We start from the raw sequence: 15,759 nt of genomic DNA, 5'->3' as shown, positions 1-15,759 counted from the left end.
TTTTTTGGCATTTATGTATTATTTAATAACACGTAAATGAGAGCCTTTTTTCTTTTCAGGCTTTTCTAGTGGTGCTTCATCAATAAATTCAGCTGATGAGTCAACACTTTCAAGCTCTGGAGCAAAGTCGTCTTCGTCCCCTAAAAACTCGTCTGCTGTAAAGACCGTACCTTCACCATTTTCACGTGCATATATTGCCAGCACTGCACCTAAGGGCACATACACTTGCATTGGCTGACCACCAAAGCGCGCGTTAAAGCTAAGTTGGGTTAGGTCTAACGAAAACTGTGTGACTGCTGATGGACTTATGTTTAAAACAATTTGTCCGTCTTGAACAAACTGTGTAGGCACTTGTACATTAGCAAACCCAGCGTCTACCACTAAATGTGGCGTGCATTCGTTATCAACTATCCAATCAAAAAAGGCACGTAATAAATAAGGACGATTAGGCGTCATTATAAACGAATCTCACGCTCAGCTTCAGTTAAAGAAGCTTGGAATGACTCACGTTCAAATAAACGGATCATGTATTCTTTAAGCTCTTTAGAACCAGCACCATTAAGCTCAATACCAAACTCTGGTAAACGCCACAGTAGTGGAGCTAAGTAACAATCTACCAAGCTAAACTCTTCACTCATAAAGTAAGGAGCTTCACTAAAGATAGGTGCTACAGCTAGTAATGCTTCTGTTAACTCTTTACGAGCTTGAGCTGCATCAGATGCATTATTGATGATTTTTTCAGCTAGGCTGTACCAATCTGTATCAATACGGTGCATCATTAAACGGCTACGACCACGCATTACCGGGTATACAGGCATTAGTGGAGGATGAGGAAAACGTTCATCAAGGTATTCCATGATGATATTTGCCTGATATAAACCAAGCTCACGGTCAATCAGTGTTGGCACTGTACCGTAAGGGTTAATTTCGTGAAGTGCTTCTGGCAGGTTATCTTTTTCAGCCAAATGAATATCTACACTTACACCTTTTTCCGCAAGTACAATTCGTACTTGGTGGCTATACATACAGTTAGCCCCAGAAAAAAGGGTCATTACAGGGCGCTTATTGGCAGCTACGGCCATGCCTACCTCCATTAAATCACTAAAACAGCAATAGGGGCTCAAGCCCCTATTGCAAAATTACCTTTAAATATGTTCAAACTTAATGAACATCTCTCCAGTATTCTTTCTTAAGCATAAATGCCAAGATAAACAGGATAATTAAAAATCCGATTACCTTAATACCTAATGCTTCCGACTCAAGACGTGAAGGTTCACCCACGTACTCAAGGAAGTTCGTTAAATCACGAGCTGCTTGGTCGTATTCATCTACGCTTAGTTCACCCGTACCATCTGTTTCAGTAGCAATAACTTTAGTCACAGTGTGACCATGCTCTTCTACTTCTTCAGTAATTGGCGTTGGCAAACCTTGCAGCTCTTGAAGAACATGAGGCATACCAACAGATGGGAAAACAATGTTATTTACACCAAACGGGCGAGATTCATCTTTATAAAACGATTTTAAGTACGTGTAAATATAATCTGGTGATTTTACACGAGCAATTAGCGTTAAATCCGGCGGAGCCGCACCAAACCATTTTGCTGCATCATCTTTTGTAATCGCGTTAGTAATATGGCTACCGACTTTAGAACCGTCAAAAATCAATTGTTCTAAACCAACCTCTGTTGGGATACCAATATCGCGAAAAGTACGTTCATAACGTTGATACTGCATTTGGTGACAACCAAGACAGTAGTTCATGAACAACTTTGCACCGCGCTGTAAAGATGGTTGATCAGTAAGGTCGTTATTCGCTTCCATTAAAGGAACCGATGGACCAGCTGCCATAACCATGTTCGGCAACAAGTTTACTGATAAAGCAAATAAACCAATAATAAGCTTTTTCATCATTTCGTTAACCTCTCTGGCAATGGCTTAGTTTTTTCGTTCTTACTGTATACAAACAACAGTACGAAGAACATAAAGTAAGTCACAGTACAGATTTGAGAAATTATCGTCTTTAGGTCTGTTTGTGGAGTTGCACCCACCCAACCTAAAAGAACGAAAGTAACAACAAAACCTGCAATGTTCCATTTATGGAAACCACAACGGTAACGAACCGATTTAACTCTACCACGGTCTACCCAAGGTAGTAACGCAAGTACAACAATCGATGCACCCATTGCTGCAACACCGATAAGCTTATCAGGGATTGCGCGTAAGATTGCATAGAATGGCGTAAAGTACCAAACTGGGAAAATGTGCTCTGGTGTTTTAAGAGGGTTAGCTGCTTCGAAGTTTGGACCTTCTAAAAAGAAGCCATTCATCGCAGGCATAAAAAACACAACCCAACAGAACAATATTAAGAAACCAACCACACCCACAATATCTTTAACTGTGTAGTAAGGGTGGAACGGTATTGCATCAACAATATCTTTTTTGTCAGTGTAATACTCATGAAATTTAAATTTAGGTTTATCTTCTTCAGCTACAGAGCCTTTCTTACGCTTAATTTCAATACCTTCGGGGTTATTTGAACCCACTTCATGCAATGCAACAATGTGTAAGAAAACTAAGATTACGATAACCAGTGGGAGTGCAATTACATGTAATGCAAAGAAGCGGTTAAGCGTTGCACCCGATATTACGTAGTCGCCACGGATCCAAAGTGTTAAGTCATCACCAATAACCGGAATTGCACCGAATAGAGAAATGATTACCTGCGCACCCCAAAATGACATTTGACCCCAAGGTAATAAGTACCCCATGAACGCTTCAGCCATTAATGCCAAGAAAATAAACATACCGAATAACCACAGTAATTCACGTGGCTTTTGGTAAGAACCGTAGATCATGCCACGGAACATGTGCATATATACAACGATGAAAAACGCTGAAGCACCTGTTGAGTGCAAGTAACGCAATAACCAGCCATATTCTACATCACGCATGATGTATTCAACCGAGGCGAATGCGCCCTCAGCAGATGGCACAAAGTTCATCGTTAACCAAATACCTGTAAGAATTTGGTTTACTAGTACCAGCATGGCTAGTGAGCCAAAAAAGTACCAGAAGTTAAAGTTTTTAGGTGCTGGATACTGTGCAATGTGCATATTCCAAACACGTGTCATTGGGATTCGGTCGTCTATCCAACCAATAATCTTACCAAACATTAGACTACCCCTCTTTCTTCGCCCACTAAAATAGTGGTTTCATCTAGAAAAGTATAAGGTGGTATTTCTAAGTTTAATGGTGCAGGTACCGATTGAAAAACTCGGCCAGCCATATCAAATTTAGAACCGTGGCATGGGCAGTAGAAACCATCGTCAGTCCCTTCTACTTTTTCGCCAAAGTTACCTTGTAAAAAGCCAGGAGAACACCCTAAATGCGTACAAATACCTACAGCCAAAAATATTTCTGGGCGTAATGAACGGTAATCATTTGTTGATGATTCTAATTGTTGTGGCTCTTGCGATTGTGGATCACGAAGTTGACCTTCATGTTCTTTCATCTGCTCAAGCATTTTTGGGGTACGTGATACAACCCATACAGGTTTACCACGCCACTCGACACGTATTAATTGTCCCGGCTCAAGTTTGCTGATATCTACTTCCACAGGCGCACCCGCAGATTTAGCTCGCTCACTTGGATTCCAAGACGCAATAAAAGGAACAGCAGCCCCAGCCGCACCAACACCACCAACAACAGAGGTAGCTATGGTTAAAAAGCGACGTCGGCCATTGTCTACAGGCGCATTGCTCATCCACTTATCTCCACTTACGATTCTCAACACTTGCTATATTGAGAACATCAGTTACAGCAGGTTAATTATTCGAAATTTTTAAAATAGAAACGATCATAATTAAAACCCTTGATTAAAACAAGGTTATTCACAGCCTCATGCTCTAACACACCTAACTTCACCTAGGATTCAGTAAGCCAGTTTGAGTATAGGGCCGAATAGTCATAATACCGTTTCTGTAAAAACTATGTACTGACCAAGATCAACGTCACTAAGCAAAAACTCTAAAACGGTGCGTAGTGTCGTAAAACTCGATCGTTTTACTTCCATGCCAATTGTAGCAAAAAATTCCACCAATTAACTGATGGATTTAAACTAATTACGATAATTATTTAACTTTTTTGCAGCTATCTGAGTATTTTTTAACTTTCGTTTATTAAATACGCTGTTATTGAGGAGTTTGATCAATACAAGTAACTGTAATTATTAAGCCTAGGCACGATAACGAGTCAATTTAGGCATATCTTTCATTGTTGGAATTACTATTTTTAAAAACAAAAAACCCAGCATAAGCTGGGTTTTGAATTTTTGATAACGTATAGATTAACGTTTTGAGAACTGTGGACGCTTACGCGCTTTCTTAAGACCCACTTTCTTACGTTCAACTTTACGTGCATCACGAGTAACGAAACCTGCTTTACGAAGTTGTGGACGTAATGACTCGTCAAACTCCATAAGTGCACGAGTAATACCGTGACGGATAGCACCAGCTTGACCAGTTGTACCACCACCAGAAACGGTGATGAAAAGATCAAATTTTTCAGTCATATCAACTAGCTCAAGAGCTTGATGAACAACCATGCGTGCTGTTTCGCGACCAAAGTACTCTTCTAAAGAGCGCTTGTTGATTACGATGTTACCAGTGCCTGGGCGTAAGAATACGCGAGCACTTGAACTTTTACGACGACCTGTACCGTAGTATTGATTTGCCATGATGGTGCTCCTTAAATGTCTAGAACCTGAGGCTGTTGTGCAGCATGGTTGTGCTCAGTACCTGTGTAAACTTTAAGTTTACGGTACATAGCGCGGCCTAAAGGACCACGTGGCAACATGCCCTTAACAGCCTTCTCGATGATCATTTCAGGCTTTGCAGCTTGAAGTTTATCAAAAGTAGTAGACTTAAGACCACCTGGAAAACCAGAGTGTGAATAGTACACTTTGTTTTTGAATTTGTTACCAGTTACAGTAACTTTTTCAGCGTTGATAACGATGATATAATCACCAGTATCTACGTGCGGTGTATATTCAACCTTATGCTTACCGCGTAGGCGATGAGCGATTTCAGTAGCGATGCGACCTAAAGTTTTACCTTCAGCGTCAACTACGTACCAGTCACGTTTTACTGTTTCTGGTTTAGCAACAAACGTTTTCATTTATAAAAATCCAATGTTTTTCAATTAAAACCACAAGTAGTTAATATTAACTACTGCTCTAAGTTTGCTACAACCCCTTCGAGTTTTAGACTTTTGCGCCGCTCACAAGTGGCTAGACTATATGATGGCATAGAACGCAACGTGGCAGACGCGGGAGTATACCAGCACTTAAAACACATTGCTACTCGCCGGTTGTTTTTTCCACAAGAAATTTTAGAAATAAGAAGTACTATATATGTACCTCTTATTTTTAAGCGTTGGCCTATTACACATTTGCCTACTTACTTTAAACTAAATGCTCTTTAGCTAAATACTCTAAAGACTGCATTTCTTGCAAACGGCTTATACAACGCTTAAATTCAAAATTAAGGTTACCTTGAGTATAAAGGTCGGTGATCGGCTTCTCAGCTGAAATTATTAAAGTTACGTGGCGCTCATAAAATTCATCAACTAAAGCAATAAAGCGTCTTGCAGCATCATCGTTAGTTTGCCCAAGCTGTTTCACGTTAGAAATAATAACCGTATTGTATAGGCGACTAATCTCCATGTAATCGACTTGGCTTCGCGCTGTTTCGCACAATTCACTAAACTCAAACATCACAACACATTTAGCTACTTTGCGCGTTTTGATTAAACGCCCTTCTATCTCTATAGGCTCATCTAATTGGCCAGGCTCTGAGGAAAGTTTATCGAAGTAATCAAATAGGTTTTTATCTGCTTGTTCGTCAAGCGGGCTATGAAAAATTTCGGCTTGTTCTAGCGTACGTAATCGGTAATCGACACCTGAGTCTACATTTACTATTTCTGTATTGAGTTTAACCAACTCAATAGCTGGTACAAAACGCGCACGTTGTAAACCGTTTCTATAAAGATCATCAGGTACTATATTTGACGTTGCAACAAGTACAATACCGCGTGCAAATAATGCCTCCATTAAACCGCCTAACAGCATGGCATCTGTAATGTCTTGAACAAAAAATTCATCAAAGCAAATTATGTCTGTTTCAGCTTTTAAAATATCCGCGACTTTTTCTAATGGGTTTACAGTATTGTTTAGCTTTTTAAGTTCATCGTGTACGCGATGCATAAAACGATGAAAATGTACGCGCATCTTCCGCGTGCCTGGTAAGGCTTCATAAAAAGTATCAACTAAATAAGTTTTACCACGCCCTACTCCTCCCCAGAAATATAAACCTTTTATAGGCGCTGGCTCATCTTTATTAAAAAGCTTGGCAAAAAAGCTTTTTGATTTTATTTTGTTCTGGGTTAAATCGTCATATAAACGCTGTAAATGGCGCACTGCATTTTCTTGTGCTACATCATGTACAAAGTCATCTCGCTTCAAATCTTGTTGGTATGTTTGCCAAGGAGTCATATCTATTTACAGTTAAAATGCAGTTTAATTTGCAAAGCATATTAACACGCATCATTACTCGGGGTATATTACACTTAGTATGATTTATAATTGAATCAAGCATTCGTTAGTTATTTTCCCAAAGGGGTAGATTTATGGGCACAGTCACGTGGGTAGGTTTAATTGTTATTGTTGCTGTTATAGCTTTTTTTATTGGTGCATTTGTCACTAAAAAACAATTTAAACAGGATGAGCTGGAAAAACAGGCAGAGCAAGCTAAAAATGCGTTAGAGCAATATCGTCAAGATGTAGCCGATCATTTAGCGAGTACAGGCAAGCTTGTAAATAAAATGAAAGAGAATTACGATCAACTACTTAGCCATGTTGAAGAAACCAATCAACTGCTGCTAGAGGATCGGAAGCAAACACCAGCTGAACCTTTCTTTTCAAAAGAAACTACTGAGCAATTACAAGCATCGATAAAAGAGCGCCGATGCGATCGCTCATCAGCAAAAGCACAACCTGCTGATTATGTTTCAGGCGAATCAGGTTTATTTGCAGGACAAAATAAAGTTTCAGAACATTCTAAAGCATCTTGATGAACTTTTTTTTAACCCCATAGTCTTTAGATATAACAGCTTTGTTGTTTTATCTTACTGATAAATTAAAAAGGGCTGCTTATGCAGCCCTTTTTAATTTTTTGCTTTTCTCGAAGTGGAGTAAACCCAGACTATGAAAATGAAATTATCACTTATCAGCGCAGCTATTCTTTCTACTAGCCTTTTATTAAGCCCGGTAGCGTCTTATGCAAAAATACCGGTTGCCGTAAATGGCCAGCAGTTGCCAACACTTGCCCCAATGCTCGAAAAAATTACTCCAGGCGTTGTAAGCATTCAAGTTTCAGGCTCAAAAGAAGTGCGTCGCCGTGCGGATCCACTTGAATACTTTTTCGGACAGCAACAGCCCCGAAGCCAAAAACGTCAATTTAGCGGTTTAGGCTCTGGCGTTATTATTAATGCTGATGAAGGTTATGTAGTAACTAATAACCATGTAATTCAAGATGCAGAAAAAATGGTTGTTACTCTTGAAGACGGCCGTGAGTTTGAAGCGATTAAAATTGGGACTGATAAAGAATCCGACATTGCGCTTTTACAAATCGACGCTGATGATTTAACTGAAGTAAAACTAGCAAACTCAGATAATTTGCGCGTGGGTGACTTTGCCGTTGCTATCGGTAATCCGTTTGGCCTTAGCCACACTGTTACATCAGGGATTGTGAGTGCACTTGGTCGCAGTGGTTTAAACATTGAAGGCTACGAAGATTTCATTCAAACCGACGCAGCGATTAACCAAGGTAACTCAGGCGGTGCTTTAGTTAACTTAAATGGTGAATTAATAGGGATTAACACTGCTATTTTAGGGGCTTCAGGCGGTAATGTTGGTATTGGTTTTGCTATCCCGTCTAACATGATGAAAAACCTAGTAGATCAAATTATTGAACACGGTGAAGTACGTCGTGGCTCACTTGGTATTTCTGGGCGCCCACTTGATGCAGGTCTAGCTAAAGCACAGCAACTTGACGTCAAACAAGGTGCCTACGTTATGCAAGTAATGGATGACACCGCTGCAAGTAAAGCAGGAATCAAAGCCGGTGATGTTATTGTAAGTATTAATGGCGGTGATATTAGCGGCTTCCATGAATTACGAAGCAAAATAGCAACCTTGGGTGAAGGTAGAGAAATCAAGCTCGGCATTTATCGTGACGGAAAAATTAAAACAGTTAAAGTTACACTCGATGGTGCATCAGGTGTTACGGCAACAGGGGAAGAGCTACACCCTGCTTTTCAAGGTGCTACGCTTGAAAACGTGCAAAAAAATAGTAATAAAGGTATTGAAGTTACCTCTGTAGATCCTCGTTCACCTTCTGCCCGTGTTGGTCTTGAAGAGGGTGACATTATAATGCAGGTAAACCGTCAACGCGTAGAAACAATTCGTGATATGAATAAGATCATCGATGACACAAAAGGCAATATAGTGCTTGGCGTGAAACGTGGCCGTGAATCTATATTTATCTTAATTCAGTAATAAATATTGCTATAAATGAAATAAAAGTAACAGTGGCACTTGCCGCTGTTATTTTTTTTATGCCATCATAAAGAAATTACTTCCTTATAATAAGAATCCCGTGCTGAAACTAATAAAATTTATTCTCCCGCCATTATTTGCAGGGCTTAGCATTGCTTTTTTAGTGGTTTTTTTCAGCCCTAATATGCGAGCTTCTCTATTACCGAACGTACCTCTTGCGAGTGCAATGAGTACTAGCCATTTAAGTTTCTCAGATGCTGTTAAACGTGCAGCTCCCTCCGTAGTGACTATTTTTTCTGAGAGCATTTCGAAAGAGCCTCGTTATAAAAGACAAAATACCGTACAAGAATTAGGCTCTGGTGTGATTATGTCGCAAGATGGCTACATTCTTACTAACTATCATGTAGTGAATAATGCAGATCAAATTATGGTTATTCTGACAGACGGCAGGCGCTTTTTTGATGTCCAACTAATCGGCTTTGATACGATTACTGATCTTGCATTACTTAAAATAAACGCAGACCACCTTCCCGTTATTCCTATAAGCGATAGCTATACGTCGAGTGTAGGTGATGTAGTACTAGCCATAGGTAACCCACTTAATTTAGGACAGACAATTACCCAAGGTATTATTAGCGCTACTGGTAAGCAAAAAATCACAGACAGCCCTTATAATAACTTATTACAAATGGATGCCGCTATTAATGTAGGAAATTCAGGGGGCGCATTAGTTAATTCTAACGGTGATTTAGTTGGTATCACTTCAGCCCAATTTAAAACGCGTGAAAATTTAAACATACAGGGAATATTTTTTGCTGTGCCGTATTCACTTGCTAAAAAAGTAATGGGAAAATTGATTCGACATGGTCGTGTAGTTAGAGGCTACCTTGGTTTTGAAGGCACCGCAGTAGACAGCACAGGTAAAGAAGTTAACGATAGCCTAACTCCTGTTTCAGGTATGCGAATTACGAACTTAGATCCCTTAGGCCCAGCTTGGCAAGCAGGTATTGAAGAACAAGATATCGTTATTAAAATTGCAGGGCTTTCCGTAGCCAATCCGCAAAAAGTACTTGAAAAAATAGGCAATACAGAACCTGGGAAAGAAATAGAGTTTGAGCTTTATCGAAATGGCAAAATAGAAAAAATCATGGTGATGGTCGCAGAGCTTGAAACAAAACTATAACTACTAATTGTAGGTCGGTGTGTATTTACATATCCGACCTACATATATTAGGCGCTTTTAACTGCTTCTACGTTTAATATTAGCACCTAATGCACTGAGCTTATCTTCAATGCGCTGATACCCTCTGTCAACGTGATAAATACGGTCAACAACGGTTTCACCTTGCGCGACTATACCTGTTAAAATTAGACTCGCTGAAGCACGTAAGTCAGTTGCCATAACTTGCGCACCGCTTAGGCTTTTGGTTTCACCACAAATAGCCGTGTTGCCCTCAAGACGAATATTAGCACCCATGCGCTGTAACTCAGGCACATGCATAAAACGGTTTTCAAAAATCGTTTCTGTAATCGTTGCACTGCCATTTGCCACAACATTCAATGCTGTAAATTGAGCTTGCATATCAGTAGGAAAACCAGGATGTGGAGCGGTTTTAATATTAACAGCTTTAAGCTCTCGGCCACGCATATCTAAGTAAATACTGTCATCATGCACCTCAAGTAATGCATTCGTTGCACGCAGCTTTTCAATCACAGGTTCAAGTGAATGGAAATCAGTATTCTTACAAAGTACCTCACCGCCAGCCATTGCAGCCGCCACTAAAAATGTACCTGTTTCAATTCTATCTGGCAAAATACTATGCTCACAACCCGCCAAGCGCTCAACACCTTCTACTTCGATACGGCTAGTACCTGCACCAGTGATTTTAGCACCCATTGCAATTAAACAATTAGCTAAATCGATAATTTCAGGCTCACGCGCGGCATTATCAAGTATGGTTTTTCCATCAGCAAGCGCTGCTGCCATCAGTAAATTTTCAGTAGCACCAACACTAACCATCTCCATAAAGATTTCAGCGCCTTTTAAGCGACCATTTACCTTGGCATTAATATAACCATTTTCAACGCTTATTTGTGCGCCTAAGCGCTCTAAACCTTGAATATGGATATCAACAGGACGAGCACCAATAGCACAACCACCTGGTAATGAAACCTGAGCTTCACCAAAGCGTGCCACTAAAGGGCCTAGTGCAAGCACAGAAGCACGCATTTGTTTAACGAGCTCGTAAGGGGCAAGCGTCTGATTTACCGTTGCGCCATCAATAATAAGTGTGTCGCCTTGCCAATTAACATCTGCACCTAAAGTTTTTAATAGTGCTTCGGTGGTAACAATGTCACGTAAACGTGGAACATTAGTAAATGTACTTTTACCATCAGCAAGTAAAGCAGCAAACAAAATAGGAAGCGCTGCATTTTTAGCACCAGAAATAGTAACTTCACCAGCAAGTGAAGTGCCACCTTGAATTACAAATTGATCCATTTAGGAGGCCTTACTTATTGCGGTAAAATAAATTTTTGTTCACGTTTCCACTCTGTTGGAGTGAAAGCGCGAATAGAAACTGCGTGAATTGTGCCATCTGAAATTGTATTCATCAACGGACCATAAACTAGCTGTTGCTTTTTAACACGGCTTAAACCGTCAAAGCATTCACCAACTGCAATTACTTCATAATGACTACCATTAGCTTTTACATGCACTTCAGCTAATTGAAGTTCATCGCGTAATAATGTTTCGACTTGGCTAGTTTCCATAACTCTCACTCAAATAGGGTTGTAACTTGACCCAACTGCATTAAATTTTGCAATTGTTCAGGTGGATTTTGCAATTCAAGACGAATGCCTTGCTGCTTAAATTCTGCAAAAGAGTGAATTAACCAAGCTAAGCCCGCTGTGTCAACCCTTGATACCTCACTAAGGTCAAAATAAGTGGTTTTATGCTTAGTTATTAACTTATCGTTCAAAAGCCGTTCATTACTAATGGAATTTCGAGTAAGTTCACCACTTACTCGAAACTGCTGTTCATCAACTTGGCTAATTGCCAATTTAGTCATTCGAGCTACTGCCTCTAAATTGAACAGGTAACTTACTCTTTTGCTCTAAAAGGTTGCTTACATTGTCAATACCTTGCTGACGTAAAATACCTTGTAGTTCGCTTTGTTTGGCGTCTAATAAACTAATACCTTCAGCAATCATATCGTAAGCTCGCCATTCACCATCGCGATCTTCACGAACTTTAAAGTCTATTCTGATATCAGGTTTACCATCTTCAAGAATTTTAGTTTTAACAACAACGACATCTTTACCTTTAAATGGTTGCTCAGCACCAAACTCAACTTTTTGATTTGTATATTGTGTAAATACACCAGCGTAAGTGGCAACTAAATATTCTCTAAATACACCAATAAAGCGCTGAATATCTTTAATCGCTTGGGCTTTTTCAGCTTCATCTGTAATTGCTCGTACTTTAGATACTTCACTACCTAACACGCGAAGTGCTGCATATTTGTAGTCAATATAAGGCATTAATTCTTCTTCAACAATGACACGAAGATGCTCTTGATTTTTAATGATTAATGGCTGATCTTTTTTGATACGTGCAAACGTATTGTCCGCTACTTGACGCACCATTTTGTTTGGATCATTTAGTTTAACATCTGCAGCACTTACGCTTTGAGTTAGCGTCATTGTGCTAATTGCTACAATAGCTAGAAACTTTTTCAACATAATAATTACTCACTACCTTGGTTGAATAAAAACTGCCCAATTAACTCTTCAAGTACAATGGCAGACTTAGTATCAGTGATTGAATCACCGTCACCTAACGCTTTACTGTCTACACCAAATAAATCATCAATTGCTTCGTCTTGCTTATTTTCGGTTACGACTTGACCTAAACAGCGTTGCTCTGCTGAATTAGGAGAAATAACAGGGTGGATACCTAGATACTGCTCACCTAAAATACCCGATGTTAAAATTGAAATTGAGCTCGTGTCTGAAAAACGACATAAATACTGTGCATCAATGGTCATATTAACCACTGGCAAGAACTCCTGTGGATGAACATAAATTGACTCTACTCGACCAATAACGACTCCGCCCACTTTTACTGGTGCACGTGCCTTTAATGACCCTATGTTTTCAAATTTAGCATTAAGTGTGTACGTCTCGCCTGAGCCGCTAATACCTGAATTGGCGACTTTAAGCGCAAGCATAGCAAACGCTAAAATTCCTAACGCCACAAAAAAACCAACTAAAATTTCTAATTTCCGTGAATTCATTATCTATACCCTATTAGCTGGTAAACATTACCGCTGTCAAAATAAAGTCAAACCCTAAAACCGCCAATGACGAATGAACAACCGTTTCGGTGGTTGCTTTACTGATCCCTTCAGAGGTCGGCACACAGTCATACCCTTTATAAAGTGCTATCCAAGTCACCACAATGGCGAATACAAAGCTCTTAATAATACCGTTTAGTATGTCTTGCTGAAACGATACTTGTGATTGCATAATTGACCAAAAACTACCCGTATCAACACCAAGCCAATCAACTCCAACTAAATGAGCACCAATAATTGCCACTGCTGAAAATATCACCGCTAGTAACGGCATACTTATAAAGCCTGCCCAAAAGCGCGGTGCAATAATTCGTTTTAGTGGATCAATTGCCATCATTTCTAATGATGATAACTGTTCTGTTGCTTTCATTAAGCCTATTTCTGCAGTAAGCGCACTGCCCGCTCGCCCTGCAAATAATAACGCTGTAACAACAGGCCCGAGTTCTCGTAATAAACTTAATGCCACTAATGGCCCTAAACTATCCTCTGCACCATATCCAACTAACACCGTATAACCTTGTAATGCCAAGACCATACCGATAAATAAACCTGACACCATAATAATGAGCAAAGATTGCGAACCCACCATGTAGAGCTGACGAATAAGTAGAGGTGTACCCTTTTTAAAGTTAGGTACATTTACAAGTGCGCCAAAAAGCATATAAGTTGAGCGACCCAGAGCCGCAAAACGACCTAGCGTCTTATGCCCTAATTTTTGAAATAAATCCAACATTATGCTTTTTCTCCAAGCAACTCATCTGCATATGTTTGAGCTGGAAAATGAAAAGGCACGGGACCATCAGACAAACCTTTTAAAAACTGTTGCACTAAAGGAGACTCATGATTGCGCATTTCGTCAGGTGTTCCACAACCAATTACACCCTGATCAGCGATAATAATAACGTGGTCAGCAATACTCATTACCTCGTTAACATCATGGGTTACAATTAAAGAAGATAAACCAAGCACTTCGTTGAGTGACTTAATTAATTTAACCAACACCCCCATAGAAATAGGATCTTGGCCTGCAAATGGTTCATCGTACATTATAAGTTCAGGGTCGAGCGCAATAGCACGTGCCAGAGCTGCGCGCCTAGCCATACCTCCCGATAATTCAGAAGGCATTAAATCTTTCGCTCCGCGTAGCCCAACAGCTTGCAATTTCATTAGCACAACCAACCGAATTAGGTCTTCACTCAACTCAGTGTGCTCCCTAATTGGGAACGCTATATTATCGAATACCGACATATCAGTAAACAACGCACCACTTTGAAAAAGCATACTCATTTTAGTTCGCGCTTCGTAGAGTTCTTTGCGCGACATATTTGGGATACTACCACCTTCAAATAAAATATCACCGGAGTCAGGCTTAAGTTGACCGCCAATTAAACGCAACATGGTCGTTTTACCAATTCCGCTTGGCCCCATAATCGCAGTGATTTTACCTTTAGGAACGCTAAAGCTCATATTTTTATATATGCTTCTATCGCCTCTCGAAAAGCTAACATCCTTGACTTCTACTATTGATTGCGACAAGTCGCTCTCCATAACAATATTCACTAGTGCACCTATTTTAAAGCTTTTTTAACCAAGATGGAAAAAACAATTCGTAAGATTTTGTAATACACTTGCAAAAAGGAGTATAAGACTCGTTTATAACGGCTTAACTGCAGCTTAAGGTGCTGATATAAGCGCCTTAAAATATTATTCAACAAGTTATTGTAATTAGAGTTGACCTGACTCTTTTATTTATACTTTCACCTTTGCTTTTGTTACTATTCGCGCCATCTGTATTTTGAATAACTGGCTTAATATAATGGTTACCTCGTTTGTTATTTTAATTCTTGGTTTTGCGGCTCTTGTTTGGAGTGCAGACAGGTTTGTTTATGGCGCAGCGGCACTTGCAAAAAACTTTGGCGTACCAACCCTAATTGTAGGCTTAACTGTTGTGGCAATGGGTTCGTCAGCCCCAGAGATGATGGTTTCCGCTTCTGCAGCGCTCGCAAATAAAACAGATACTGCAGTTGGTAACGCTGTCGGTTCAAACATAACAAACATTCTACTTGTGTTAGGTATTACAGCGTTATTTAGACCTCTGTCTGTATCTTCAAGTACATTAAAACGCGAAATGCCACTGGTCTTGCTGATATCATTCGCTACCTGGTATATTTTTTCAGACAATTATTTTTCATTAGCCGAAGGTATCGCCTTACTTATTGGCTTTATCGTGTTTATAGGCGGTTTGATTATTATTTCACTGCGCGCAAAAAACCAAGATGACCCATTTATAACAGAAGCCTGTGACGACGTACCTAACGATGTACCAACTAAAAAAGCGGTATTTTGGTTAGTTATTGGCATGGTTCTACTCCCTGTTAGCTCACATTTTTTAATTGGTTCCGCAGTCGACATAGCTAAATACTTTGGCCTAAGCGATCTAGTCATTGGCTTAACTATTATTGCCATTGGCACGAGCTTACCGGAGCTTGCAGCTTCAATTGCCGGTGTATTAAAAAATGAAGATGATTTAGCTCTAGGCAATATTGTTGGTTCAAACATTTTTAATATATTGGCTGTGTTACCGCTCGCAGGTATTATTAATCCATCCATTATCGATCCGTCAGTAGCGAGTCGAGATATACTCATTATGATTGGTGCAACATTTGCTCTTATCATCATGTCATTGAACTTTAGAGGCACCCAACGCATCAATAGAATGGAAGGTGGCTTATTGCTTATCGCATTTTTGGGCTACCAAGGGTATATTTTTAGTCAAGTAGGGTAAAT

At 39.8% G+C, this 15,759-nt stretch carries 19 protein-coding genes; 4 read left to right on the top strand and 15 right to left on the bottom strand.

Annotated features, from left to right (window positions below; all coding sequences use genetic code 11):
• Positions 1–18: 18 nt before the first annotated feature.
• From P20495_RS11440 to zapE, 8 genes are all read right to left on the bottom strand, one after another.
• On the bottom strand, positions 19–456 hold the full coding sequence (locus tag P20495_RS11440) for a ClpXP protease specificity-enhancing factor (protein ID WP_008135843.1): 438 nt from the start codon (positions 454–456) through the stop codon (positions 19–21).
• Positions 456–1,082, bottom strand: coding sequence for a stringent starvation protein SspA (gene sspA, locus P20495_RS11445; RefSeq protein ID WP_007378322.1), 627 nt, complete (start codon positions 1,080–1,082; stop codon positions 456–458). Before sspA ends, P20495_RS11440 begins: the two co-directional genes overlap by 1 nt.
• A gap of 79 nt (positions 1,083–1,161) precedes the next feature.
• A complete protein-coding gene (locus P20495_RS11450; protein WP_008135840.1) occupies positions 1,162–1,911 on the bottom strand; it encodes a cytochrome c1 in 750 nt (249 codons plus the stop codon).
• Positions 1,908–3,173, bottom strand: coding sequence for a cytochrome b N-terminal domain-containing protein (locus P20495_RS11455; protein WP_007378320.1), 1,266 nt, complete (start codon positions 3,171–3,173; stop codon positions 1,908–1,910). The genes P20495_RS11450 and P20495_RS11455 overlap by 4 nt, the downstream gene beginning before the upstream one ends.
• Positions 3,173–3,763, bottom strand: a complete 591-nt coding sequence (gene petA, locus P20495_RS11460) for a ubiquinol-cytochrome c reductase iron-sulfur subunit (protein WP_007378319.1) — start codon at positions 3,761–3,763, stop codon at positions 3,173–3,175. The genes P20495_RS11455 and petA overlap by 1 nt, the downstream gene beginning before the upstream one ends.
• A 582-nt stretch (positions 3,764–4,345) precedes the next feature.
• Complete coding sequence (gene rpsI / locus P20495_RS11465) at positions 4,346–4,738, bottom strand: 30S ribosomal protein S9 (RefSeq protein ID WP_086007041.1); 393 nt, start codon at positions 4,736–4,738, stop codon at positions 4,346–4,348.
• An 8-nt stretch (positions 4,739–4,746) separates the two neighbouring features.
• Positions 4,747–5,175 (bottom strand): 50S ribosomal protein L13, encoded by a 429-nt coding sequence (gene rplM / locus P20495_RS11470; RefSeq protein WP_007378318.1) that lies wholly within the window; start codon positions 5,173–5,175, stop codon positions 4,747–4,749.
• 286 nt (positions 5,176–5,461) lie between these two features.
• Entirely contained in the window at positions 5,462–6,550 is a 1,089-nt protein-coding gene (gene zapE / locus P20495_RS11475; RefSeq protein WP_007378317.1) for a cell division protein ZapE, read from the bottom strand.
• 134 nt (positions 6,551–6,684) lie between these two features.
• Between zapE and P20495_RS11480 the strand changes: the two genes are divergently transcribed.
• The 3 genes from P20495_RS11480 (at position 6,685) to P20495_RS11490 (ending at position 9,797) form a co-directional block, all read left to right on the top strand.
• Positions 6,685–7,128, top strand: coding sequence for a YhcB family protein (locus P20495_RS11480; protein WP_008135838.1), 444 nt, complete (start codon positions 6,685–6,687; stop codon positions 7,126–7,128).
• A gap of 133 nt (positions 7,129–7,261) precedes the next feature.
• On the top strand, positions 7,262–8,614 hold the full coding sequence (locus tag P20495_RS11485) for a Do family serine endopeptidase (RefSeq protein ID WP_007378315.1): 1,353 nt from the start codon (positions 7,262–7,264) through the stop codon (positions 8,612–8,614).
• 100 nt (positions 8,615–8,714) lie between these two features.
• Entirely contained in the window at positions 8,715–9,797 is a 1,083-nt protein-coding gene (locus P20495_RS11490; RefSeq protein ID WP_007378314.1) for a trypsin-like peptidase domain-containing protein, read from the top strand.
• A 57-nt stretch (positions 9,798–9,854) separates the two neighbouring features.
• Here the strand turns inward: P20495_RS11490 and murA are convergent, their stop codons facing one another.
• Genes murA through P20495_RS11525 form a run of 7 tightly spaced genes read right to left on the bottom strand, consistent with a single transcriptional unit; the run spans position 9,855 to position 14,520 of the window.
• Positions 9,855–11,114 carry a UDP-N-acetylglucosamine 1-carboxyvinyltransferase gene (murA, locus tag P20495_RS11495; protein ID WP_007378313.1) on the bottom strand — a complete coding sequence of 420 codons (1,260 nt, stop codon included), beginning with the start codon at positions 11,112–11,114 and terminating at the stop codon, positions 9,855–9,857.
• Positions 11,115–11,128: 14 nt separating this feature from the next.
• Positions 11,129–11,386 (bottom strand): BolA family protein, encoded by a 258-nt coding sequence (locus P20495_RS11500; protein ID WP_007378312.1) that lies wholly within the window; start codon positions 11,384–11,386, stop codon positions 11,129–11,131.
• 5 nt (positions 11,387–11,391) lie between these two features.
• A complete protein-coding gene (locus P20495_RS11505) occupies positions 11,392–11,685 on the bottom strand; it encodes a lipid asymmetry maintenance protein MlaB (protein WP_007378311.1) in 294 nt (97 codons plus the stop codon).
• Positions 11,678–12,358 (bottom strand): phospholipid-binding protein MlaC, encoded by a 681-nt coding sequence (locus tag P20495_RS11510; RefSeq protein WP_007378310.1) that lies wholly within the window; start codon positions 12,356–12,358, stop codon positions 11,678–11,680. The genes P20495_RS11505 and P20495_RS11510 overlap by 8 nt, the downstream gene beginning before the upstream one ends.
• Before the next feature lie 5 nt (positions 12,359–12,363).
• On the bottom strand, positions 12,364–12,912 hold the full coding sequence (gene mlaD, locus P20495_RS11515; protein ID WP_008135833.1) for an outer membrane lipid asymmetry maintenance protein MlaD: 549 nt from the start codon (positions 12,910–12,912) through the stop codon (positions 12,364–12,366).
• Between the two features lie 13 nt (positions 12,913–12,925).
• The gene (mlaE, locus tag P20495_RS11520; RefSeq protein ID WP_007378308.1) at positions 12,926–13,705 is read right to left on the bottom strand and encodes a lipid asymmetry maintenance ABC transporter permease subunit MlaE; all 780 of its coding nucleotides are present in this window, start codon (positions 13,703–13,705) and stop codon (positions 12,926–12,928) included.
• Positions 13,705–14,520, bottom strand: a complete 816-nt coding sequence (locus tag P20495_RS11525) for an ATP-binding cassette domain-containing protein (RefSeq protein WP_033015593.1) — start codon at positions 14,518–14,520, stop codon at positions 13,705–13,707. The genes mlaE and P20495_RS11525 overlap by 1 nt, the downstream gene beginning before the upstream one ends.
• 268 nt (positions 14,521–14,788) lie before the next feature.
• On the opposite strand from P20495_RS11525, the gene P20495_RS11530 reads away from it, so the two are divergent.
• On the top strand, positions 14,789–15,757 hold the full coding sequence (locus P20495_RS11530; protein WP_008135831.1) for a calcium/sodium antiporter: 969 nt from the start codon (positions 14,789–14,791) through the stop codon (positions 15,755–15,757).
• The last annotated feature ends 2 nt before the right edge of the window (positions 15,758–15,759 follow it).

The organism is Pseudoalteromonas sp. BSi20495, assembly GCF_000241185.1.
In the GTDB taxonomy this organism is placed as follows: Bacteria; Pseudomonadota; Gammaproteobacteria; order Enterobacterales; family Alteromonadaceae; genus Pseudoalteromonas; species Pseudoalteromonas fuliginea.
This window is presented reverse-complemented; position numbering and strand designations above follow the sequence as displayed.

What these genes read in the sequence shown, in the direction of transcription:
- rplM (WP_007378318.1), bottom strand. Translation starts at nt 5,175, where the DNA reads ATGAAAACGTTTGTTGCTAAACCAGAAACAGTAAAACGTGACTGGTAC.
- P20495_RS11440 (WP_008135843.1), bottom strand. Translation starts at nt 456, where the DNA reads ATGACGCCTAATCGTCCTTATTTATTACGTGCCTTTTTTGATTGGATA.
- sspA (WP_007378322.1), bottom strand. Translation starts at nt 1,082, where the DNA reads ATGGCCGTAGCTGCCAATAAGCGCCCTGTAATGACCCTTTTTTCTGGG.
- P20495_RS11485 (WP_007378315.1), top strand. Translation starts at nt 7,262, where the DNA reads ATGAAAATGAAATTATCACTTATCAGCGCAGCTATTCTTTCTACTAGC.
- murA (WP_007378313.1), bottom strand. Translation starts at nt 11,114, where the DNA reads ATGGATCAATTTGTAATTCAAGGTGGCACTTCACTTGCTGGTGAAGTT.
- P20495_RS11505 (WP_007378311.1), bottom strand. Translation starts at nt 11,685, where the DNA reads ATGACTAAATTGGCAATTAGCCAAGTTGATGAACAGCAGTTTCGAGTA.
- petA (WP_007378319.1), bottom strand. Translation starts at nt 3,763, where the DNA reads ATGAGCAATGCGCCTGTAGACAATGGCCGACGTCGCTTTTTAACCATA.
- P20495_RS11450 (WP_008135840.1), bottom strand. Translation starts at nt 1,911, where the DNA reads ATGATGAAAAAGCTTATTATTGGTTTATTTGCTTTATCAGTAAACTTG.
- zapE (WP_007378317.1), bottom strand. Translation starts at nt 6,550, where the DNA reads ATGACTCCTTGGCAAACATACCAACAAGATTTGAAGCGAGATGACTTT.
- P20495_RS11480 (WP_008135838.1), top strand. Translation starts at nt 6,685, where the DNA reads ATGGGCACAGTCACGTGGGTAGGTTTAATTGTTATTGTTGCTGTTATA.
- P20495_RS11525 (WP_033015593.1), bottom strand. Translation starts at nt 14,520, where the DNA reads ATGGAGAGCGACTTGTCGCAATCAATAGTAGAAGTCAAGGATGTTAGC.
- P20495_RS11530 (WP_008135831.1), top strand. Translation starts at nt 14,789, where the DNA reads ATGGTTACCTCGTTTGTTATTTTAATTCTTGGTTTTGCGGCTCTTGTT.
- mlaD (WP_008135833.1), bottom strand. Translation starts at nt 12,912, where the DNA reads ATGAATTCACGGAAATTAGAAATTTTAGTTGGTTTTTTTGTGGCGTTA.
- mlaE (WP_007378308.1), bottom strand. Translation starts at nt 13,705, where the DNA reads ATGTTGGATTTATTTCAAAAATTAGGGCATAAGACGCTAGGTCGTTTT.
- P20495_RS11455 (WP_007378320.1), bottom strand. Translation starts at nt 3,173, where the DNA reads ATGTTTGGTAAGATTATTGGTTGGATAGACGACCGAATCCCAATGACA.
- P20495_RS11500 (WP_007378312.1), bottom strand. Translation starts at nt 11,386, where the DNA reads ATGGAAACTAGCCAAGTCGAAACATTATTACGCGATGAACTTCAATTA.
- P20495_RS11510 (WP_007378310.1), bottom strand. Translation starts at nt 12,358, where the DNA reads ATGTTGAAAAAGTTTCTAGCTATTGTAGCAATTAGCACAATGACGCTA.